Source organism: Dialister sp. i34-0019-2H8 (genome assembly GCF_042846925.1).
Taxonomy (GTDB): domain Bacteria; phylum Bacillota; class Negativicutes; order Veillonellales; family Dialisteraceae; genus Dialister.
Genome location: NZ_BAABYQ010000001.1, coordinates 62,230 through 85,682 on the forward strand (window position 1 = coordinate 62,230; position 23,453 = coordinate 85,682).

The 23,453-nt window shown below is 57.6% G+C and carries 8 protein-coding genes; 5 read left to right on the plus strand and 3 right to left on the minus strand.

Going from position 1 to position 23,453, the window contains the following annotated elements; all coding sequences use genetic code 11:
* The first annotated feature begins 85 nt into the window (after positions 1 to 85).
* Entirely contained in the window at positions 86 to 352 is a 267-nt protein-coding gene (locus ACGG9R_RS00230; protein WP_390150072.1) for an ESPR domain-containing protein, read from the plus strand.
* On the plus strand, positions 318 to 16,586 hold the full coding sequence (locus tag ACGG9R_RS00235) for a leukotoxin LktA family filamentous adhesin (RefSeq protein ID WP_390155013.1): 16,269 nt from the start codon (positions 318 to 320) through the stop codon (positions 16,584 to 16,586). Before ACGG9R_RS00230 ends, ACGG9R_RS00235 begins: the two co-directional genes overlap by 35 nt.
* A gap of 618 nt (positions 16,587 to 17,204) precedes the next feature.
* Here the strand turns inward: ACGG9R_RS00235 and larA are convergent.
* The 3 genes from larA to lonC all read right to left on the minus strand — a co-directional run bounded on the left by larA (position 17,205) and on the right by lonC (position 21,657).
* On the minus strand, positions 17,205 to 18,506 hold the full coding sequence (gene larA / locus ACGG9R_RS00240; protein ID WP_390150075.1) for a nickel-dependent lactate racemase: 1,302 nt from the start codon (positions 18,504 to 18,506) through the stop codon (positions 17,205 to 17,207).
* 595 nt (positions 18,507 to 19,101) lie between these two features.
* Positions 19,102 to 19,443, minus strand: a complete 342-nt coding sequence (locus ACGG9R_RS00245; RefSeq protein WP_022105114.1) for a cupin domain-containing protein — start codon at positions 19,441 to 19,443, stop codon at positions 19,102 to 19,104.
* Positions 19,444 to 19,740: 297 nt separating this feature from the next.
* Positions 19,741 to 21,657, minus strand: a complete 1,917-nt coding sequence (gene lonC / locus ACGG9R_RS00250) for a Lon family ATP-dependent protease (protein WP_390150079.1) — start codon at positions 21,655 to 21,657, stop codon at positions 19,741 to 19,743.
* A gap of 153 nt (positions 21,658 to 21,810) precedes the next feature.
* Here lonC and ACGG9R_RS00255 point away from each other — a divergent pair, with 153 nt between their 5' ends.
* The 3 genes from ACGG9R_RS00255 (at position 21,811) to ACGG9R_RS00265 (ending at position 23,335) form a co-directional block, all read left to right on the plus strand.
* A complete protein-coding gene (locus ACGG9R_RS00255; protein WP_390150081.1) occupies positions 21,811 to 22,074 on the plus strand; it encodes a hypothetical protein in 264 nt (87 codons plus the stop codon).
* A 488-nt stretch (positions 22,075 to 22,562) separates the two neighbouring features.
* Entirely contained in the window at positions 22,563 to 22,766 is a 204-nt protein-coding gene (locus tag ACGG9R_RS00260; protein WP_022105282.1) for a DUF2922 domain-containing protein, read from the plus strand.
* 344 nt (positions 22,767 to 23,110) lie between these two features.
* Positions 23,111 to 23,335: a DUF1659 domain-containing protein gene (locus ACGG9R_RS00265; protein ID WP_022105281.1), complete on the plus strand. Its 225-nt coding sequence runs from the start codon at positions 23,111 to 23,113 to the stop codon at positions 23,333 to 23,335.
* Positions 23,336 to 23,453 lie beyond the last annotated feature (118 nt).

A 23,453-nucleotide genomic window follows, 5' to 3' on the forward strand; every position in this document is an offset into this window, starting at 1 on the left:
ACCCCGAACCCCGAACCCCGAACCCTGAACCCTTCAACCCTTCAACCGATCTTCATGATCTTCTCACCCAAAGGAGGACCGTCTTATGAATAAAATATATAAAGTCATATGGAATGCCACGCGCGGCTGCTATGTGGTCGCTTCGGAGCTTGTCAAGACCCATCAGGGGAAGAAGAGTACGCGCCGGGGGGGGGAACATCCTTTCCCGCGCAGGGACGACACTGCTCCTTGCCATCGCAGGCTGGGGCGCGGCTTGCAATTTCATCTATGCGGACGTGACGGTGGCGGATCAGAAGCACTATGGCAATACGGTCAAAGTGACGGATATCGCAAACAGCGGCAAACAGTATGACATCACGAATCAGCAGGTGAAGGACGGCAATGCGCTGAACAAGTTCAATGATTTCGGCATCAAGCAGCACGATGTGGCGAATCTCCATATGGAAAAGGCGAATCATCAGATCAATGTCGTCAAGAACAAGATCGACATAGACGGTGTCGTGAATGCGATCAAGGATAACAAGATCGGCGGGGACGTGTATTTCTTCTCGAATGCAGGTATCGCGGTCGGCTCGCATGGTGTCTTCAATGTGGGCCGCCTGACGCTCGGGACGAATACAGCGGTGGGTGATGCGCTCTATAACGGCTACTACGTTATGCCTCCTCAGCCGGGGCCGGTTCAGGTCAATTTTGACCGGGACAAGGACTTTTATCAGAAATCGCCGGCGGAGCGGGCGCGCCTTTTGAATGACGGCTCTCTGTGGGGCGGGAACACGGCAGGCGATGCAGGGATCTCTTTCGCGGGCAAAATCAACGCAAAGGACAGCGTGGTCATCGCTTCGGCAAAGAGTACGATCTCGCAGACGGACGGCATGATCCAGACGGGGGCTGCATTTCATGACTACACCGCGGGTCAGAGTGCGGATACATACAGAAATTCTCTCGTAAATACGGCGGGCATCGTGGATGCGACGACGGCGGTAGCGACGATGGACGGCATCGCGCTGATCGCAAAGAAGAATATCACGCTGGCGGGCGAGGTCGCGTCTCATGGGCGGAGTGTCACCGTAGAGACGGGGGATAATCTCGTCGTCACCGGCACGGAAGCGAAGGCGAGCCGCATCACCTCGGGCGGCGGGGCGATCGCGCTGACGGCGTCTTCGCAGGATGCGAAGCTGCAGGCGGATCCCGGTAAGGAGCCAGGTGATGGCATGATTTCCATCAAGGATGCGTACATCGACTCGTCGTCGGAAAAGAAGGACAGCGGCAAGATCGACATCACGGCGGTCAGAAATGTCATGGGCGTCTCCCGCATCGATGTGGATGATGCGACGATCACGGCAGAAGGAAAGAACGGTCATAAGGCGGGGGATGTCTCCATCCATGCGACGGCGGCGACGAAGCTCTATGCCTGGGACATCGGCGACGGCGCGTATGCATTGGTGAAGATGGGACAGAAGAGCCGCGGTCGAAATACGATCAAGGGGGATAATGTAGACATTTCCGCTCGTGCCACGACATCGGGCGTCATCGGTGATGACAATGAGCTCTCTGATGCGGAGATCAAGGCGGGTATCGAGCGGGAAAAAGATCACAATGCCGTCTTGGGCCTCATCGAAGAGTACGGCGGCAATTTCCGCACGTTCGGCTCGGCGACGAAGACGTATGCCGAGGCGAATGTGGACATCGACAAGACGGATATCAAGGCTCTTGGAGATGGCACGGGCGCCGAGGGGCATGGCGATGTGAAGATCACGTCAGACGCAAAGTCGGATATCGCGCCGTTCAATGTGAATCTTGTTGGCATCGGGTTTAACGTGGGCATCGGTGACGTGAAGTCGTACGTCGATGTGGATGACAGCACGATCACTTCCGCGAAGGATACGACGCTCTCCGCGGAAGGCACGAATGCGGTCAAGATGAGCCTGATAGATTTCAGCGCAGTGCCGATGGGCGGGCTGTCGCTGGACTTCTCTTGGGCGCAGCTTACGAGCGACATCGCGGCGAAGGTAGGAAAGAAGGCGACGCTGACAAGCCAGGGCGATGTGGATATCAGCGCGAAATCGATCCGCTCGCTGGGCTCTGGCGCGTCTAACTGCGGACAAACGCTGGGGCTCGCGGTCGGTCTCGGGATCTCTGATACGAAAGCGAGCGCGGATATGGCGGGCAAGGTCTACGCGAAGGGCGATGTGTCGGTCAAAGCGGAGAATACGCTCTCTGAAAACGGCGGCGTCTATGCGGCGGATACGGTGACGGCATCGAGCATCGGCGGGGATACGGCGCTCAAGCCGACGACAGATCCGATCAAGGCAGGCGTGGGAAAATTTTTCTCGAAATTGAAAAAAGCATTTACCGAAGAAGATAAGACAGGCCAGGCGGCAAAGGACCTTGACCTCGATAAAGCGGACAAGCCGGCGAAGCAGAAGAAACCATGGAACAAGATGGGAGCGAATGCGTCGACAGCGCTTCTTTTCAGTGACAATGACGCGACGGCGTCTGTGACGGGGAAGGTGCGCGGCATCGATGCGAGCGGGAATGCAAGTGACGCGGCGGGCGCAAAGTCGCTCACGGTCGATGCGCTGACGCTCTCTCGCAGCCATGCGGTCGTTGGTTCGTACCAGAATGATACAACGTCCAAGGATGAGACCACGAAGAAGGACAATACCATCACGGCGGCGATCTCTTATCTGGAACAAAGAAATCACGCGACCGCTTTCATCAGTGGCGACACGAAGACCAGCGGAGATACGACCGTCCATGCGAAGACGGTCATCCCCTGGCAGACGAGCTGGCAGAGCAGCGATCCCGTGGATCAGCTTTTGAATGTCTTCTTTAACTCGATCGATACGAATCCCGTCCTTCCCGATCTGGTGGACAGCTGGACGCAGGCGGCGGGAAATGGCGACAACGTGAATGGTGCGGCGTCCGTCTCCATCGTGAACTATGACAACAACGCCAAAGCGTATATTGGCAAGAAAGATGACACGCAGACGACGACGCCTGCAGTCGATGCCGCTGGAAACGTGAATGTCACGGGCGAGACGGACATCACGACAGTGAATCTGACAGGTACGATCCAGTCGTATCTGAGCGCGGCTCCGCTGAATCTCTGGAAAACGGCTTATAAAGATAAAGACAAAAAGTTGGCCTTCCAGGATATTTTCAATAGAAATGGCTGGACGATGGAAGGCGCATCCAAGGCAGGTGTCGGCGGCGCGGCGCTCTCCGTGCATCAGAAGAATAACGCAGAGGCCTATATCGATGACGGTGCGGTGGTCACGGCGAAGGGATCGGCAGATGTCAATGCGAAGGCACGCGCGCTCAATATCGCGATGGCCGCGGCAGGCGGCCCGGCGAAGTCCGTCGCGGTCGATGCAACGGTGGGCGTGAACCGTTTCGATAATACGACGAAGGCGCGCATCGGAGAGGCGACGGTCACGGCGAAGGATGTCTCTGTCACTGCGGAAGACCTCTCGAAGACCATTCAGGCGGCGGGCGCGATCGGCGTCAGCGGCGGCACAGGGATCGGTGCGTCCATCGCGTACAACCACATCAACCGTGATACGGAAGCCGCGATCTCGGGGAATGTCACGGCGGATGACAATGTCAATGTCTCCGCGAAGAACACCGGCGAGATCATCGCAGCCTCTGTCGCGGGTGCGGTCGCTTACGACAATAAGAGACCGAATGTGAAGAACAAGGCCGGCAGTACCGGCTTCCATGCGGTCGAAGACGGCGATGAAGACGGCATCGAGCTGGAAGATTTTGTCAATGATATGGATGATGCCGATGAAAATACACCGCTCCTCTCTCAGGAAACGGATCGTCATATAGGGGGGGTAGCAAGTAAGGACGGCGCGATGAAGGACAATGTAGCGGAGGCCAAGGGCGGTTTGGCAGCCGCAGCGAATGTGTCTGTGAACCGCATCACCGATACCGCGAAGGCGACCGTGGCGAAACAAGACGGTGGGACTGCGCCCTCTGTCACGGCCGATGCGCTCCGTGTGAATGGTCTGAATGACAGTGCGATCCGCGCGACGTCGGCGGCCATCGGAGCCAATCTTCACGCCAATGCCGGAACGGCGCTTGCGGGAAGCTTCATGTACAACTCCATCACGGCGGACAACGAAGCCTATGTGGATGGGGCGACGCTTACCCTCAGCGGCAATGAAGGAAAAGACAAGGACGGGAAGGACATCGATGAATCCCTCACCGTCCGTGCGGAGAATGATGCGACGATCCTGAACATCGCGGCGAGCGGCAGCGGTGCGACGAAGGGCTTCTCCGGTGCAGGGCAGATCAGCCTGAACTGGGTGGATGACAAGACGGATGCACATGTGAAGGACAGTACGGTGAAGGCGAAGGAAGCCACCACCATCGAAGCGAAGGACAAGGGAAAAATCGACTCGTACACGGGCGCGGTTTCTGTGTCTACGCACTCTTCCGCGGTCGGTGCGGCCATCGGTGCGAACCTCATCGAAGGCGATACGAAGGCATATCTGGAAAACAGTGAAGTGGCTGGGACAGCGGAAGGAGAAAAGGCGGGCAAGCTCGCCGTCACTTCGGATGAAGCGAGCCAGATTACATCTATCATCGCGTCCGGCGCACTGGCGGATAAGGCGGCGACCGCCTTCTCTGCGAGCGGAAACTGGATCCATACGACGACGGATGCCCATGTGGATAGCGGCAAAGCGATGAAGACAGGGGCCATTACGATCGATGCCGGAAATCACAGCAATGCGACGCTTGGTGTCGGTACGGGCGCGATCTCGAATACGGCCGTCGGCGCGTCGGTCGCAGTCATGGTGAATGACTCGGACGTCAAGGCGTCGCTCTCCGGCGATGCAAAGAAAGAAAAGACCATCGAGGCAGACGGCATCTCTGTCAAGGCGGACAATGCATACAATGGGTCGGCGAAGGACAGCGATAGTGACAGCACAGCGAAGACCGTCGCCGTGGGCTTTGCGGCAGGCGCGGCGAAATTTGCCGGTTCCGGCTCGGTCACGGTGAATGTCATTTCCCAGAAGGCCGATGCATCGATCGGCAAGGGAAACTATCAGGCAGGAAATCAGGGCGTTGACGTAGAAGCGAAGAATACAGCGCGCCTCTTCGGCTTGGCCGGCGGCCTGGGGATCAACCTGGGCGGCACGGGCATCGGCGCGGCGGCTGACGTGCAGACGTACAAGGGGCATACCTATGCGTCCATCGAAGACGGTGCGAAGCTCTCGAAGGCATCTTCTGTCCGCGTGAATGCCGAGTCGGAAGAGGACCTGACATCCGTTGCGGCGACGATCGCGACGGGGGATACATTTGCCGGCGCCGGGGCAGCCGGACTCCATGTGATTTCGACTGATACGAAAGCGTATATCGGAAATCAAGAGGACAAAGATGTCACGGACGCGGGCAAGGCAGAGCTCATAGAGGCGGGCGCTGTCTCCGTGACCGCGAAAGATACGACGAAGCTCACGACCTCCGGCGGCAGCGGGGCTGTGAGCGGGACGGCAGCCGGGGGCCTCTCCGCGGCGGTCGAAGTGGTGCAGAAGAAGGCTTCTGCCTATGTAGGAAATCACGCGAGCATTGGCGGGGAAAGCCTCACTGTACAGGCGGAGAATACCAGCGACTCGAAGACAGCGGCGGCAGGTCTTGGCGTTGGCGGTACGGCGGGTGTCGCAGGCGCGGCTTCTGAGACTTTTGTCACGCATACGACAGACGCTCATGTAGGCAGGGCGGCGAATGTCACCACCTCGGGTGATGCGGACGTGAAGGCGGTCTCTTCCTTCAAGCAGGGCGCCGGTGCCGGCGGCGTCGGCGGCAGTGGTACGGTTGGTATTGGGCTAGCGAATGCGACCGTATCCCTCAGCGCAGACACGAAGGCGCATGTCGATACCGGCGCGAAGGTCACGGGGAAGAATGTCCGCGTCGCAGCAGATCATACGACAGACATCACCTATGCGACCATCGCGGGCGGTATCGCGGGCACCGCAGCCATCAATGGCGCGGTCGGCGTGAATGTGCTGGATACGAAGACCAAAGCGTATACGGAAGACAAGACCGAGCTCACTGCCACAGGCACGGCCGATACGGACGGGATCGCCATCACAGCGTCGGATGCGACGAAACTTCATGGCGGCAACGGCGGCGCATCCGTCGGTTTCGCGGGCGGAGGCGCAGGGCTGGCCCTCTCCGTGATGAATCTCACGAAAGACACAGAAGCCTATGCAGGCAAGGCGGCCAAGCTGGATGCCAAAGGCCAGATTTCTTTGGATGCCCAAAGCAGCGAGGACATTTTCAATCTGTCGCTGCAGGCTGCAGGCGGCTCCTATGCCGGCCTCGCGGGCGCGACGAATGTGATGAACCTCACCGCGATCACGAAGGCATACACGGATACGGGCGTGGAGATCAACCAGAAGGCCGGCTACGGCAAGGATGACTCGAAGGATGTCTCGCTCACGGCGACGCATGAAGTCAAGGAAATGAAGAACACCGTCACCGCGGCGTCCGGCTCCGGCGGTGCGTCGGTCGGCGCAGCCGTCGATGTGGGAAATATCAAGACGCAGACGAATGCCTTCCTCGGCGATGGAAACAAGGTCGCATCGGGCGGTAGCGTGACCGTCGAAGCGAAAGACAATATGCATGACATCATGTCGAATGCGATCTCGGCCGCCATCGGTTTTGTGGGACTTTCGGGCAGTATCTCTGTCTATAACGTCGGCAGCACGATGTCTCCGGAAGACCAGAAGACGCTCTCGGGCCAGACGAGTGAGAATGGCGAGACCGTCGGCTTCGACAGCTGGGTGAATGAGGAACTCGCGAAGATCAACGAAGGCACGGGCAAAGCGGTCGGTGCCTATGACACGGCATCGCTGGATGAAGTGAAATCGAGCCTTGGCAAAACCTTTGCATCCGAGGCGCCGAGCAGCGCGGGCGAGAAAGGCACGCTCGCAAAGATCGGAAACGGCACCGCCATCGATGCGGCGGGCGATGTCAAAGTCCATGCGGATGACACGCTCTCCATGCAGAACATCATGGGCAGTCTCTCGGGCAGCGCGGCGGCAAGTGCCGGTGCGTCCGTCAGCGTACTGAATACGGATACGCAGACGAAAGCGCTCGTGGACAAGGCAGCGAAGGTGACGGCAGGAAAGGATCTTGCCATTTCTGCAAAGGCCGCGCACAATTTTAAGGAATATATCACGGGGGCTTCCGTCTCCGGCGGCGTAGCTGGGCAGGGAACGGTCGGGACATGGACGGACAAGAGTGCCGTCTCGGCGCTTCTTGGCGATACGAATGCCGTCCACGCGAAGAATATCTCCATCACTTCAGACAATGACCGCACGCTTGATGCGTATGTGGCAGGGGCTTCGGTGGCACTTTGCGCACTGAATGGCGCTGTCGTCACGGCGAATGTCACCGGCTCTTCGGAGGCGGGCATCGGAGACGATGAAGGTAAGTACGCGGGCGAAGTGAAGGCGGATGAGGCTCTCACTGTTTCTTCGAATGCCAAGACAACGATGGATGCGAAGGCATTCGGCGCGGCGGCAGGCATTTTCGGCGGCACGGGAACGGGCGCAGACCTTTCGTCCGCTGTCGATGTCACAACGAAAGTCGGGAAGAAGGCGAAGCTCTCCGGGAAAACGATCTCCCTCACGGCGGAAAATACGCCGAAGATGTCCGCACTCGCGACTTCGGCGGGCGTCGGCATCGGCGGCGTGGGGGCGACCGTGGCAGTGATCGACTCCAAAGACACCTCGCGTGTCACCATCGCTGACGGGGCATCGCTCACGGCCGTAGACAAGCTCATCGCCCGTGCGGCGATGTCTATGCCGACGGATGATTACAATGCCTATGCGCATGCTATCGCCGGAAGCGGCGGCGTCATCGCCGGATCCGTGGCGGTCGTGGGGATCGGCATGAAGAATACCACCGAGACCGCGATCGGGAAGGATGTCAAGATCAAGGCAGGCCGCGCGGAGATCACCGCAGATCATAAAGACAGAGGAAACTATGAGATCGAGTCTATCGCGGCCGGCGGATACAGCGGCACCGGGGCGGATACGAGGTACACCGTGGACTCCACTTCGAAGGTCACCGTCGGTGACGGTACGACCGTGACGACGGATCGGGAGACGGCCATCCGCGCGGACAATGTGAGTGAAAAGGCGTGGAAAGACGGCTCGGAAAAGGAGAATGCCACTTCTGGTGGTGCGGCGCTCGACTCCGGGAATGGCGTCGTGAGTGTGACGAAGATCACCCACACCACGGAAGCGAATCTCGGGAAAGTCACCCTGCAGGCGAGCGCTTCTGACCTTACGGCGGAAGAAAAGGCCGCGGGGAAGACCCTGCATGACAAGAAAGCCATCACCATCGACGCCGCGAGCCGCGTCAAAGCGCATGATAACAATGCGTTGTCGACCGGTGCTGCCGTCGGTGCGGCGCATGTGAAGGAAACGCTCGATGTCAAGGCGACTACGAGCGCGACTGTCTCAGGCGGCGCAAGCCTCAAGGCCGGCGAGACAGAGAAGGCGAATGCGAAAGACAAGGCTTGGGAAGGGAAAGCGGAAACCGCCTCGTATGATGGCTCGTACAAGGGCGGTACGATCGCCATCGGCACAAGAAATGATGCGGATCTCTACAGCACGACGCTAGTCGATGTCTTCGGCTTGGCGGGCTATGCGGGCTCGGAAAATGACGTCACCTACACGGGCAAGACGAAGACCACATTCGGCGCGGCCGCGGAAACGGCGAAGGGGGATATTTCCCTTGCGGCAGGTCGTGACAGCGCAGGCGAGACAGGCACGATCAGCGTCAGTGCGCACAGCGACATCCTGAATGCGACGGCGATCCCGATCTCCATCCAGAAGGATCCCTATGCGAAAGCGGACAGCCAGGCGAGCCTCACCGTCACGAATGGCGCGGATATGAAGAGCGACCGGGACATCCTCCTCAAGGCGAAGGCGGGCGCGGTATCCGCCTTTGGCAATGGCGAGGTGAAGGACTGGGTGAATGCCATCGAGGATGCTTTCGGCTCGGACGGCAGCCAGATCGGGAAGAAGGAGATCGCAAAGTCCGCCGATGTCACCATGAATGGCAAGGCGGAGACGGGCATCCATCGCAAGAAATCCATGACCATCGGGGGGACGAATAAGGATGGGACATGGACGACCAAGGTCACGAGCGATGGCGACCTCTCCTACACCTATGGCGGCTCGAAGCCGGCCGGCTCGGAGCTCTATGACCAGCTCCACGAGCTGCAGGGAAAGCTCATCGACTATGCGGCTGACCCCTCGGCGAAAGCCGCATATGAAGCGGAGATCACATTCCTTGAACAGAAGATGGCGGCAGAGGGCCTCGGGTATTTCGATAAGAGCGGCCGCTTCGTAGAGACGCCGCCCTCAAGCACCTCAGAGCTGGACAGTGCGAAGGCAATGCGGGATCAGGCGAATGCGCTCCTGCCTGAGATCAAGGATGCCTATGAGGAAAAAATCAAAGAGACGCAGGATCAGATCGATGGGCTGGATGCCATCGCAAAGAGCAAGAACTCGTATGACAGTGCGGCCGCATCGGCAGTCGATGCTGAGAGTGCGCTCACTGCCGCCAAGAGCGCAGAAGAAACGGCAAAGACAACGCTGGAGAGTAGCCGGTCTGCGGTCGAAACATTGGCGACAGATGCCGGACAGCCGCTGGAAGAATACGTGGCGGCGAATCCGAACGAGGAGAGGGTCGTAGCATATACGGGAGCGAAGAAGGCATACGATGAGGCACAGGCTGCGACGAAGGTGGCTGATTTGGATAAGACCGCTGCCGATACCGCGAAGTCCGATGCAGAAACGGCATACACCAGTGCGGTCAGCAGCTACAACACCGCCTACAGCGATAGCATCCCGACCGACCCCAAGCAGTACGACGAGATGGACATCAGCAAAAAGCAGACTGCATTGACGAATCAGAAAACGCAGCAGGAGAAAGCGAAGGACGTCCGCGTCGGTAACTACAACAAGATCAACACCCAGATCGAGCTGACGGAGGAGTTCTTCGCCCAGAAAGGCACCGAGAAGGGCGGCAAGTTCTTCGATGCGAATGGCAATGAAGTCGAAGGCGGCAAGGTCAAGAAGGACGGCAAGGAGTACTACCTCCTCCACAGCCTGACCTACCCGCAGATGACGCATGATTTCCTCGTGGGTGATGTTACCTCGCAGCTCGGGGATATCGTCTTCGAAGGGGATAATGTCTCCGGCGCGGGCACGCTCAAGGCGGGCGGCGATGCGGAAGTGAAGATCACGAATGATTCGCCGAATAATCTGGTGATGGGGGATATCCACGTCGTCGGTAGCCAGGGCACGGCAGGCGCCGGTCAGGGCGGTACGATTTATTTCAACAGCACCGAGATCAAGGGGGACAGCGCGGAGGCGGTCCAGAAGGCGATCCAGAAGGAGAACAAGGACAAGACGAGATCCGTTTCCTTTGCCGCCGAGACGCGCTACCAGACCGGCGGGCCTTCTGTCACTATCGAGAACAATTTCCGCCCGCAGGCGTATGTGGACAGCGACAATGCGCCCTACTACGCCGCACCGAATGTCGATCTCAAGGGCTATATCTACAATCCGCGCGGCACGGTCACCGTCACGAGTGCGAATGGCGACGTGTACAATAAGGGCACGATTTACGCGGGCAGCGTGAATATGACCGCAACGAACGGAGATTTCATCCAGACCTATGATGCGAGCAGCGCGGGGACGCGGTCCGGCATTTCCAGCGTCGGCGGGAATCCGCTCGATGACACGGGCAATTTGCACAATGTCGATAAAGACGGCAAGGCGAATGACAAGCTCGGCAGCGGCATCCTGGCGAATGGCAATGTCTTCATTTCCGCGCGCTATGTGAACATCAATTCCAAGATCCAGAGCGGCGTCCCGGATCACGCGATCACCATCCCGAAGGAGTACAAGCTCTTCTATATGGACGGCAGCACGAAGGTCGATGTGACGGACGCAGGGCAGGCACCGTCTGGTGCGAAGATCCTCGCCTCTGACAAGGATGGAAAGGAGATCGAGGGCGTGTCCTATGACAGGACGAATGACCGCTTCGTCATCAGTGATGTCGAAGTCCACGGCGGGCATGTCTCCATCGTCGGGACCATCCTCAATACGACCAATGACACAAACAAAGCCCGCATCGAAGCCCTCGACGGCTACGGCACGATCCAGGTGAAGAATGACTCGGACAAGAACATCGAGCTCAAGACCCTCTCCACGGGCGGCGGGATCGAAGGCAAGATCGAGATCACGGATCTGGATCGCTTGAGCGGGAAAGTCACGAGAAAGACCACCTACACCCGAAAGAATGGGGTGATCCAGCAGAGCGTCCAGAGCTATGCGAATGGAAATCCGACAGGGGATCCGGCGATTTTCACCTTCACGAATGCCAAAGACGCGAAATACCATACGACGAAGGGCTCGTACTACACCGTGCAGACGGGACAGGACAGCAGTACCACGACCACGTATGAGCTGCATGACACCCGCCTCGACTGGTGGGGAATCGATGACAAGGCTCCGACGAGCGCAGAAATGCTGGCGCAGGGCGGCACCGTGACCGACTTCTGGAAGGGAGATGAACGCACGCTGGAGGGCGGTGCCTTCGTCTCCGACTACAACACGGTCGATGGGACGACGGCGAGCGGCAACTATGTGACGACGGACAAGCAGTTCACGTCAGCAGAGCCGACCTCTACATTCACGAAAAAAGAGGAACGCCTCTGGTATACGCTGGGACTTGCGAAGAAATTCGATTACAAACTGGTCGAGACCACGTATGATACGAAGGTGACCCAGTATTCCCTCAAATCGGACTACGATGTGGGCATCGGCTTTGGCGGCTTGGAAAATGGCGGCACGCTCACGGTCGATGGCGGCAGCCATGACGTCCTCATCAATGGCACGCTCTCCAATGGCCGCGGCGCTTCGACACTCTCGGGCGGCAGCCTTACGCAGGGCGACCTCGGCTATGTCGATACCGGAAGCCTTCATATGACTGCGACTGGCAGCATCGGCAGCGCGGGGCAGGCGATCAAGACCAGCGCAGACACCGTCTCCGGCAGCGCAGGCGGCGACTTCGCCGTCAATGTCAAAGGGAATGTCACCCTGGGGGCGGTATCGGCGGGCAAGATCGCTGATATCACCGCCGAGGACGGCATCACGCAGGCAGCGGGAGAGGCGCTCTCGGCAAGCCGCGTGAACCTTGATGCAGGCAGCGGCGCCATCCGCGGCGCCTCCGGCGCACTCTCGATCCAGACGAAGCAGGGGAGCGGCGAGGCCTATGGTCTCAAAGCGGTAGCGGATGGAAATATCGCGATCACGAATACCGGCGGCGATCTCTATCTCGACAGCGTCACCTCGAAGCGTGGCGATGTCATTCTGACGACAGACGGCAGCTTCATCGACAACAATTTCACCGATGTGGCGAATGAAAATGCGAAGGCAAAGCTCGACGCCTGGTCGAAGGCGCGGGTCCTGGAAGGCAGCGAGGCGACGATCTCGAAACAGAAATCCCTCCTCATCGCCAAAGTACAGGGCAAGTACAATGAGTATCAGACCCTTTCTGCTTACGTGAAGGACGGGACGTACACTTTGGACGACACCGCGAAGGCGGCACTTGCGAACAATGGCGTCACTGACATCGATGCGTATATAGCTGAGAAACAGGCGCGCTACGATGAGCTCGCTCAGACCGTCGGCACTTGGAAGAAAACGGACGTCGAAGCGTATGTGAAGGTGATCGAGGAAAGCACGGACAAGACGCTCTACGGCAATGCCGCGCTCACCGCGAAAGATCTGACATCGGATGATTACCTCACCGCAGAAGAAAAGAAAGAAGTCCTCGTCGGCTCGGCAAAAGCCGCACAAGATCTCCTCGTCACCTTCTCCGGCGGCAGCATCAAAGAGGGCATCACCGATACCCAGACCACGCAGAAGGAAACCGCGCATGTCACGGGACAGAATGTCACACTGACAGCACTTGGCGGTAAAACGGAAAATGGCAAGTACGTGAGCGGCATCGGACGCAAGGAAAGCGGACAGGTGATCGACCTCTCGACGAAAGAGAAGATCGAGAGCCTGACGGCAGACCAGCTGATCGCCCTTGCGTCCGCAGAGCGCGGGGATTTCAAAGTAGATGGCAAGACCGTCACTGTCAGCTCCATCCGCTCCATTGAGACGAATGCGGACGGGAAACTCACCGCGAAAGCAGAGAATGGCGCCGTCTACCTCACCAGCGATACCGGCGTGAAAGAAGGCAGCGAGCTCCTCTCCGGCGGCGAGCTCCGCATGAAGGGGACGGGCGACCTCAAAAATGTCACCGTGGGTGCGAAAGACCAGATCGTTCTTGAATCCGGCGAAGGAAAGATCTCCGGTGTCACCATCCAAAGAGGCGGCACCCTCACCGCCCGCGCAAAGAAAGGCGTCTCTCTTTCGAAAGACGGCGACCTCGTCATCAACACCGTCTACGCCTCCGATGGGGACGTGGCGCTCGACCTCAAGGGCCACAGCCTCCTCGCCGAAGACGGCCATGATGCAGATAAAAAAACGGGCACCACCTACACGAATGTTGAAGGTGAGAATATTTCCATCGAAAACGTGGCAAATGTCAAAGGCGAGGGCGAAGGACAGTCCCTCGGCATGAAAGTGACCGGCAAAAAAGCCGAAGATGGCAGTATGGTGCCGGGCAGCATCCGTTTCCAAGCGGCAGGCGACGCCGACATCACCCTCTTCGGAGAAGCGGCATCGGATGCGACTTCCATCGAGGCAGAAAATACCGCCATCACCAACCACGGCAAGATCTCGGATGGCAGCTACAAGGCAAGAAAAGCCCTCCGCGTCTACCATGCGAAGGACGGCACGATATCCGGCGGCACCTTCACAGGCGCAGATACCACCCTGACAAATCAGGCAGATCTCAGCGGTGCGAAGGTAGAGGGGACAAAGACACTCACCGTCACGAATACCGCATCCATTCAGAATGCGACGCTCACAGGCGGCGCTGCTACAGTCGATAACCACGGCGAAGACAGTGTCATGAAAGATGTCACGCTGACCGGCAGTGCGATCACCCTCACGAATGAAGGAACCGTCGAGAATGGCAGCTATACCGCAGAGACGGGAGCAATGACCGTTAAAAACAACGGCAAGCTGTCTTCCGGCACGTACACTGCGAAGGGGACGATGGACATCACGAATGAAGGAACCGTCGAAAACGGCAGCTATACCGCAGAGACTGGTGCGATGACCGTCAAAAACAGCGGCAAGCTGTCTGCGGGGGCATACACCGCAAAAGCAGGGACGATGGGCATCACGAACCGCAAGACCATCGAGAACGCTACTTTCACCGCAGGCGGTGCGCTCACGTATGACGGAAACGCTGATTCGACAGTGACTGAAACGACGATGACCGGCGCGTCGGTGGACATCACCAACGTGGGCACGCTCACCAATGGCAGCTATACCGCAGAGACGGGAGCAATGACCGTTAAAAACAACGGTAAGCTGTCTTCCGGCACGTACACCGCGAAGGAGACGATGGGCATCACGAATCAGGGCACGATCGAAAATGGCGAGTATACCGCCCGCGGCGACCTCACCTATACCGATACCGCAGAAGCCTCTCTCAAAGATGGCACCTTGATCTCGAAAGAAGGAAAGGCAAAGATCACCGCACATGGCGTGTTCCAGAGCAAGAAACTCAGCGCGAAGGATAACGCGACCGTCGAGGCAGATTACGATGTCACGCTCAACGAAGCAGAAGCAGGCACGCTTGCTGTTTCGTCGGGAGGCAGTGTAAATGCGGGCACGCTCACGGCTACGACAGGCGATGCGGAAGTCAAAGCGAAGACGGATGTGAAGATCGGCACGCTGAAGGCAGAAACCGGCAGCACAACGATCGAAGCGACCGACGGCAAACTTGACGTGACGACGCTGAATGCGAAGAGCCTGACCGCGAAAGCGGGTACAACGCTTAGTGCGAAAACGTTGGATGTGAAGGAACACGCAGAACTCACCAGCGGTAGCGATATGGTTCTTACGGAAGCCCATGCGAATGCCTTGACCGCGAACGCGGGCGGGAAGCTGACGGCGACAACGCTTGGCGTGACTGGCGCAGCTGGTCTGACAAGCGGCGGTGCGATGGAAGTGACCGAAGCGAATGTGGGAAGTGTGATGGCAAATGCCGGAAGCACGCTCCATGTCAAGAAACTCACTTCGACTGGCGAAGCGACGCTGACGAGCAAGGACGAAGCGAAGTTGGATGACGTGACTGGGGGAACGCTTGCCGCAGAATCAACAGCGGGCAGCGTAAACGCGGGCACGCTCACGGCTAAGACTGGCAACGCGTCTGTCACCGCGAAGACGGATGTGAAGATCGACGCGCTGAAGGCGGAAGCCGGCGGCGCGACGATCGAAGCGACCGAAGGCAAACTTGACGTGACGACACTGAATGCGAAGAGCGTGAGTACGAAAGCGGGTACAACGCTTAGTGCGAAAACGCTGGATGTGAAGGAACACGCAGAACTCTCAAGCGGCGGCGCCATGACGCTGGAAAGTGCGAGTGCGGATACTCTGACCGCGAACGCAGGCACGACGCTCAATGCGACGAAGATTCATACGGCGAGCGATGCGGGTCTTGTGAGCGGCAGTGATATGGTTCTCCATGAGGCAGAGGCAGGCGGCAAGCTTATGGCGAGCGCAGGCGGCAGCATTTCTGTGAAGGAGACGGATGCGAAGATTTCCGGAAGCACCATCGAGATGACGGCGAAGGAAGACATCCGCATCACGGATCGTTCGCCGGTCGGAAAACTGGATGGCGTGGATACGAGCGTGCCGGCAGGGTCGACCACCGGCAGCGGCGCGGCAGGCAGTCTTGTCACGGGCGAGGCGAAGCCGCATGATTTCGATGCGAGTGGAAAGGGCAGTGCGCTGCTCTCGTCTGCGGGCGGAAAGGTCACACTCTCTGCGAAGAAGGTGGAGATCGACACGCTGGCAAATGGCAAAGGCGACGCGGCAGACCTCACGATCTCTGCGGACAACATCGGTATCGATGATCTGGCAGGGACGGGCGCGCAGCATGTCACCATCCACGGCAAGGATGGACAGAGTCAGGCGCACTACGCAGGTATTCACTCCACAGCGGAAGGCGGCACTCTTGTGAAGGACAGCGCAGTCGAGCACCTGCATCTCACAGGCAGGGAGCCTCTCGGTCTTTCGAATACCGCGATCGGCGGAGACAGCCTCCTCGCGACGGATAAGATCCGTGTGACGATCCAGAAGAATCCGGGCAGCAGCCAGGCGGAGCATTTCGGAAATCTTTCGCTCAGCGGCTATGATATTGCGACCGACCATGTCATGACGAGCGTCAAAGACGGCCTCACCGTGAACGGCGAGCGTTTCCCAGTGACGGCGGAAAACGTCATGAATGCGAGCCTCTATGAGGACCGCACGCTTGGCCGTGACGGACGGGAGAAGGAAGAAGAAACGGAGAAGGAAAGTCCGTCTCTTGCCTTCGGCGCACCGAATGACAAGGAAGCGTATGAAGTCGTGAAATAGGTTTTGAAGTAGCAAGAACGCCTCGTCGAAAGACGAGGCGTTCTTGTCGTATCGTCATTTCGAGCGAAGTCGAGAAATCTTCTTTGCAGACCGAGGTGCGACGCTTCGCGTCGATTTTTATAAAGGCGATGCCCGAAAGTGGTATTCAAGTCATGGGTTACCAGTCATAACAATGATACGAGTAGGCCCTTGGAGACGGAAGTCCCGCAGAGGGACTTCCGAGTTTGGCCTAATCCAAAGAGGCGCCTAGCCTGCCCATTAAGGCGCCTTCCTGTGAGGCCAAACGGCCCGCGCCGAAGGCGCAGGATAGAGTGCCTCGAAGAGGCACAACTCTACACAGCGGTATGAAAAACGATATGAGACGATCCGTCTTTCTTGCGTGTCATGAGGGCCGAAGTGGAGGGATCTTTCTTGCAGACCGGTAAAACGTGGGTGAGGGAAAGGCGAAAAAGGAAGCACCAAGGCGTCGTTTGAGTGAGGGCGCATGCGTGCATATGGCGGCCGTGCAAGAAAGATCCCTCGGCTGCGCTCGGGATGACGAAACGGGGGAAAGGTATTTTCAACACAACAAAAAAGGCTATCGCCTGATGAGCGATAGCCTTTTTACAGGAATCTTTATTAGTCTTTATAAGGAACGATGGAAGCGCAGTGTGCCATGACGGTGATGGTGTAGTCTTTCTTGCCTTCGTCTTCCATTTTCTTCTTGGCGATTTCCCATGCTTCCTCGACGGTAGCGACCGGGATCTGGTTGGTCTTCCGGATGGCTTCAAAGTTCTCCGGCTTGGTGACCAGGATGATGGTGTACTGGTGGGTCATGCAGAAGAGGTTGAATGCGACGAAGAACGGGATGGTGAAGTGTTCACGGAGAGCCTTTTCCATATCGGCTTCGGTGGCATACTTGAAGCTGTCGAGATAAGCGGCCGGTTCATAGATGTCGGAGGCTTCCATGATGGCGATGATGACGCCGCCTTTCTTGGTGACGACATCGGATGGATCGTAGCACTTGCTGCCCTGATAGAGGGAAACGTCTTTCGGATAGCCGCCGGCGCAGGCAAAGACGATGTCGGCTTTATCGGTGTAGGGGACTTTCTGGGTCTTGTAGACGAGCTTGGTGCCTTCGAGCCATGCTTCGTAGGGGTCACCGCCGACCATGCGGCAGATCTGGCCTTCGGAATTGATGACGGAGTGAACGAGGAAGGCTGGTTTTACCATGTCGGAGGCTTCCTGCATGTCGTCAGATACCGGGTTGTCATCGAGAAGGGTGGAGCGGGTCTTCGGATTGATGCCGGAACCAAATTTTTCACCGAGAGCGTGGCAGTGGTTGATCTGGATGGTCTCATCTCCGGCAACGCCCGGGAGGATCAGCTTGCGGCCGCCGCCGTAGCCTGCGAAGAGGTGCGGGGTGATGCCGTCGACGACGATGATCTTATCTGCTTCGACGGCGTGCTTATTCAGCCAGACCGGAGTGCCTCTCTTGGTATCGCCGACATGGACGAGCTCGTCCATCTGCTTGCAGCGGTGCTGGTAGAGCTTCACGCGATGGGTCAGCTCTTCACCGACGACAGCGATGTCTTCTTCCGGAGTCTGTTCACGGTGGGTGCCCTGCGCGAAGAGGATGCAGATGTCATCATCCGGGATGCCGCCGCGGTTCAGTTCATTTACGATGTGGATGACGTACTGATCGGAATGGTTCCAGATGCGGGTGACGTCAGCGCAGACGATGCAGACCTTGTCGCCTTTGGAAACGATTTCGGTGAGCGGCTTGCTGCCGATCGGGTGACGCATACATTCCAGGGTAGCGGCTTTAACGTCGCAGGCCGGAGTCGGGGCGCCTTCGAGGACGTCGAGGATGTGTTCTTCCGGCAGGGAAACTTTCTGGGTGGTCTTGCCAAAGCCGAATTCAAATTCTTTTAATGCCATAGGGTTCCTCCTTATCACGAATCAGATGAGATTGTTTTTCTATTATAACACGATATTTATGTTTATTTCATCTCTAAAAAAGAGAAATGAAAATGGGTTCAAGATTAGCAGATTAACCCATGGGGCGTCCTTTGATTGTGGATGAAAGCATTGCTCGAATGAGGAATGAGGAATGAAGGTAGCGGCTTCGCCGCGAATATATATGGGGCGATGCCCGAAAGTAGTGGGGATAGCGATACGGGGAAACGCATTTTCAACATACGGGGGAGCCAACCCCGTCTCGCTACGCTCGACAGCCCCTTCCAGAGGAAGGGGCGAGAATGTGGGGCGTTTTGAGTGTATCTATCCCTCCTTCCTTTGGAAGGAGGTGCCCGTAGGGCGGAGGTTGGGCGATGCAGAGCGGAATGAAAAAGGAGTGTCTCAAGTCGACGATTTACGAAAGCACCCTATCCACCGCTGACGCGGTTCCCCTTCCCCAAAGGGGAAGGCTAAGAGGTGCGACGCTTCGCGTCGATTTTTATAAAAGGTGATGCCCGAAAGTGGTATTCAAGTCACTAGTCACTAGCCACTAATCCCCAGTCACTAGTTGCTTACATCACTTATCGTAAATGACGAGTCCCATGAAGACGAGGTCTTCGTCACCGATGTTCTCGATGCCGTGGCGGTTGCCGTTTTTGCAGAAGGCGGCATCGCCCGGTTTCATTTCATAGGTGGTGTCGTTGTCGGTGTAGAGGCCTTTGCCTGAGAGGATGTAGTAGATCTCACCGTCGCCCTTGTGCTGGTGGATGCCCATGGAGCAGCCCTTCTCAAGGGTGGCTTTCACATAGAGGCGGCACTTGTCTTTCAAAATGTCCGGCCCTGCGATGGGTTCGAGAATGAGGTGGCCTTTGCCGCCGTTGGCGTGTTCGATGATTTTCTTTTCCGGTTTTTCGATCATGATAGCTGCTCCTTTGGTAATGATTGTTGGTTGAAAGTTGTTGGTTCGGGGAAAGCTCGTGGGTGTGTCGTCCTTGGCGTAGCGTCATTTCGAGCGAAGTCGAGAAATCTTCTTTGCAGACCGATGGGCGAGGTATGAAAAAACAGAAACAGGCACCGCCAAGGTGTCGTTTCCGTACAGGGGGATGTGTGGTGCATACCGCAGTGCAATAAGGATCCCTCGGCTCCGCTCGGGATGACGATGCGAGGGAAAGGGATAGTCTCGCAGGAGGTATTTGAGTTTCCAGTCCCCCAGTCCCTAGTCCCCAGTCACTAAACTCCACACTTCCTGTATATTTGATACGGGATGAATTGCGATCCCCGCGGTCCCCTCGTCGATGTCGCTCTTGTTTTTCTCAGGGAGGATCATGGCCTTCATGCCGGCTTGGCGGGCGCCGAAGGCTTTCTCGTGGATGCCGCCGACAGGCTTCACCTCGCCGGAGAGCGCGATCTCGCCGGTGATGGCGATGTCCTGACGGAGAGGCTTCTTTTCAATGGCTGAGAGGATAGCGCAGGTGATGGCGCAGCCGGCGGATGGGCCGTCGATATTTCCTCCGCCGATGACATTGATGTGGAGGTCGTAGTCGGAAAGACGCTTGTCGGTCAGCTGGCGGACGACGGCGGCCGAGGCGCTGACGGAGTCCTTCGCCATGGAGCCGGCGGTGTCATTGAAGCGCAGGCTTCCCTTGCCGGGCGCAGCGGCGGGAAAGGCGGCGGCTTCGATCTCTATTGTGCTGCCCCAAGAGCCGATGACGCCTAGGCCATAGATGTGTCCGATCTTCGGCGTGTCCGATGCCTCTTGCTGAAGGCAGGGGCTGAGGCGGCTCGCTTGCGCGGTGCGCTCCATGATGGCTTTGGTGATGGTGATGCGCTCTGCTTTGCCGGATTCGTAAATGGCAAGGCCGTAGGCATCGGCGAGAAGGTTCACGGCCTTGCGGCCTTCCATAGTGTAGCGGCTGATGAGCTCGGGGACGCCGGCTTCGAGGTGAGCGCCGAGCCTTTCGGCGGCGCGCTTGACGATGGCGATGATGTGCGCGGGCTCTAAGGGCGCGAAGAAGATCTCGCCGCAACGTGAGCGGATGGCGGGGTTGATCTCCTCGGGCGCTCTTGTCGTGGCACCGATCAGGATGAAATCGGCGGGCGCGCCTTTTTCGAAGAGCTGCTTGATGTAGGCGGGGATCTGCGGGTCTTCTTCGTCGTAGTAGGCGGAGTCGAAGCGGACGCGCTTGTCTTCAAGTACCTTCAGCAGCTTGTTTAGGAGGATGGGGTCCAGTTCACCGATCTCATCAATGAAGAGGATGCCACCATGGGCGTCCGTGACGAGGCCGGGCTTCGGCTCGGGGATGCCTTCGTCGGCGAGCTCCTGCCGCGCGCCCTGATACAGCGGGTCATGCACGGAGCCGATCAAGGGGTTCGTCATGTCGCGGCTGTCCCAGCGCAGTGTCGTGCCGTCACACTCGATAAAGGGAGCGTCTTTTCGAAAGACGGTGTACGGCTTTTTCTTTGCCTCTTCGAGTACAAGGCGCGCTGCGGTGGTCTTGCCGACGCCGGGCGGGCCGTACAGCAGAAGGTGCTGCGGATAGGGCGAGGAGATGCGGGAGGCGAGTGCTTCCACGGCCTGATCCTGTCCGATGATCTCAGAAAGCGACTGCGGGCGGACGACCTGAAGGATCGTCGCAGTGAGGCTGACTTTTTCCATCGCGCGTAGCTTTTCCAGCTTGCGCTTGCTCTCGGCGGTCTCTGCGCTGCCTGTCTCCTCTTCGATGATTTCGCGGCGGACCTCTTCGATGTACTCCTTGTGCCGCTCTTCAAGGCGGTCTTCGATCTTTTTCTCGAGCGAGCGCTCGACGGCCTGACGGGAGAGGATATCTGCGACCTTGTCCTCCAGCTTGTCCAGGATGGCGGGGATCTCTTCATCTGCCGGCTGGCGATGGTAGTCGCGGCTTTCCAGAATGAGGCGTTCCATGCCGATGAGACGGCTCTTGGGATTTTCGTCATGAATATATTTCACGGCATTGAATCGGCTCGCCTGTACGATCAGCTGTTCGGGCCCCATCGCGGCGGCATAGATGCTGTAGATCGCATTCAGCTGGCGGTTCAGCTCCTCGTCCGAGAGGCTCTCCTCTCCGCCGATCTGGTTTTTGATGCGGTTCAAAAGGTCTGTCACGTCTTCCATCGCGATCACTCCTTTCTTTTGTACTTATGATACCACAAATGAGGGGAGAGGGTTCAAGGGGCAGGGCTGACGAAACGAGAGAGCTGCCCCTTTTCTCCTTTCTTCCTTTTTCTGATATAATAAAGGCAAAAGATCGCTACGAAAGGAGCCCTCATGACACAGCTGGAACGATTGAAGGACGAACTCATCACACTCACCGTCCGCCGCGGCTATCCTGCCGAACTTGGCGCATTGATGGCAGCCGAGCTGGGTACGGAGAAGACCATCACGCGCATGATCGCCTACCTCACCCACGTTGCCCCGGAGCGCGCAGAGGATATGGTGGATGAAATGCTTGCGATCCGCAGTGACCGCGATTTCTGGGCGGATAAGAAGAGATCAGAGTATTATCAGAAGCAGTACAATCAGATGCTCTGAGAGGAGAAGAACCGGTAGCGGGAGGGATGTGCATCGCCCGATGCAGCAGGCAGAAAAGATGCTCGGGACATCCCTGGCTCCCTTTTAGGGGCTGTGAAATAACGATCATCTCATTTTCGCTTTCAATCTGCCGCGGGGACTTGCAGCTCTCATAGGAGTGACCGAGAAACCGTATCCCAGCTGTCTTTCATGCCATAGTCACCCTATCCGCCCCTTTCGGGCACCTTCCCCTAGAGGGGAAGGCTGCGATACGAGAATACCATCTTCTAAAAAAAGGCGGCGAAGCCGCCACGAGAGCCCTGAACCAAATGAAAGCAAAATAAAAAGGGGCTGTGAAGAAATGAGGATTCATTTCTTCGCAGCCCCCTTTTTTATTTTTGAAGAAACGACAATATTTCCATCCCCGAAACACACTATATAGACAGAAGGGCAAGTGAGCCGGCCGGCGACCTTCGAAATGTTCATTCTTACAGAAAGGAAGAAATGCTATGAAAAAACTGAATCTCGTTTTCAACACCTCCGGCAAAGCCATGACGGTCTCTCTCACAGATCCCAAGGAGGGCCTTACGCTGGAGGAATGCAGAACAGCGGCGGAAAAGCTGCAGGTCGTCCTCTCCCCGTCCTCCGGGGAGACCGTGACCGGATTTGAAAAAGCCACTGTTGTCACCACCACCACCGAAGAAGTGAAATAAAGGAAACGGGGGAGCGAGTTCAGGGTTAGCCCCTCGGGGCGTGCTGCCCTTTGATTGGGGATGAAAGCCTCGCGCACTCTCTAGTTAGGAGTTAGGAGTTAGGAGTTAGGAGTGGTGGTGCGGCGCATAAAAATATGAAAGCGCCGCGAGTATATATGGGGCGATGCCCGAAGGTAGTATTCAAGTCACTAGTCACTAGTCACTCGGCACCCCTGATCCCTAGCCACTAATCCCTGGCTACTCATCCCTGCTTTCAAACTTCTCGCGGTAACGCCCGAACCCATCAGCCTTCCCTACTGTATGGCATGTAACTATTTGAAAAAGGAAGAAAGGAAACCATCTCTATGACTGCAAAAGCAAAAATGACCGATCTCGTACTTCAGGTCCGTGTCGAAAACGGAACCAAAGCTGACGGCAAGGCGGCCGTGAAAAATATCAATTTCAACCAGCTGAAGCTGGATGCCACGGATCAGCAGCTCTTGGATGCCGGTCATGCGGCAGCGGGACTGCAGTCCCACGCCCTTCAGGGCCTGCGCCGCGTCGTCACCAGTGAACTTGCCGATGAATAAGCGGCCGGTATAAGAGAAAGAGTCGTGAGAGATCACGGCTCTTTTTTGCGTGGGATCAAAGGGGCTGAGGCAGTGCTTGGCAGATCGGCGAAGCTGGCTGAGGCGTGCTGTTTTTATG

Coding starts and splice junctions, on each gene's coding strand:
- ACGG9R_RS00230 (WP_390150072.1), top strand. CDS start 86: ATGAATAAAATATATAAAGTCATATGGAATGCCACGCGCGGCTGCTAT.
- ACGG9R_RS00245 (WP_022105114.1), bottom strand. CDS start 19,443: ATGATCGAAAAACCGGAAAAGAAAATCATCGAACACGCCAACGGCGGC.
- ACGG9R_RS00255 (WP_390150081.1), top strand. CDS start 21,811: ATGACACAGCTGGAACGATTGAAGGACGAACTCATCACACTCACCGTC.
- lonC (WP_390150079.1), bottom strand. CDS start 21,657: ATGGAAGACGTGACAGACCTTTTGAACCGCATCAAAAACCAGATCGGC.
- ACGG9R_RS00260 (WP_022105282.1), top strand. CDS start 22,563: ATGAAAAAACTGAATCTCGTTTTCAACACCTCCGGCAAAGCCATGACG.
- ACGG9R_RS00265 (WP_022105281.1), top strand. CDS start 23,111: ATGACTGCAAAAGCAAAAATGACCGATCTCGTACTTCAGGTCCGTGTC.
- larA (WP_390150075.1), bottom strand. CDS start 18,506: ATGGCATTAAAAGAATTTGAATTCGGCTTTGGCAAGACCACCCAGAAA.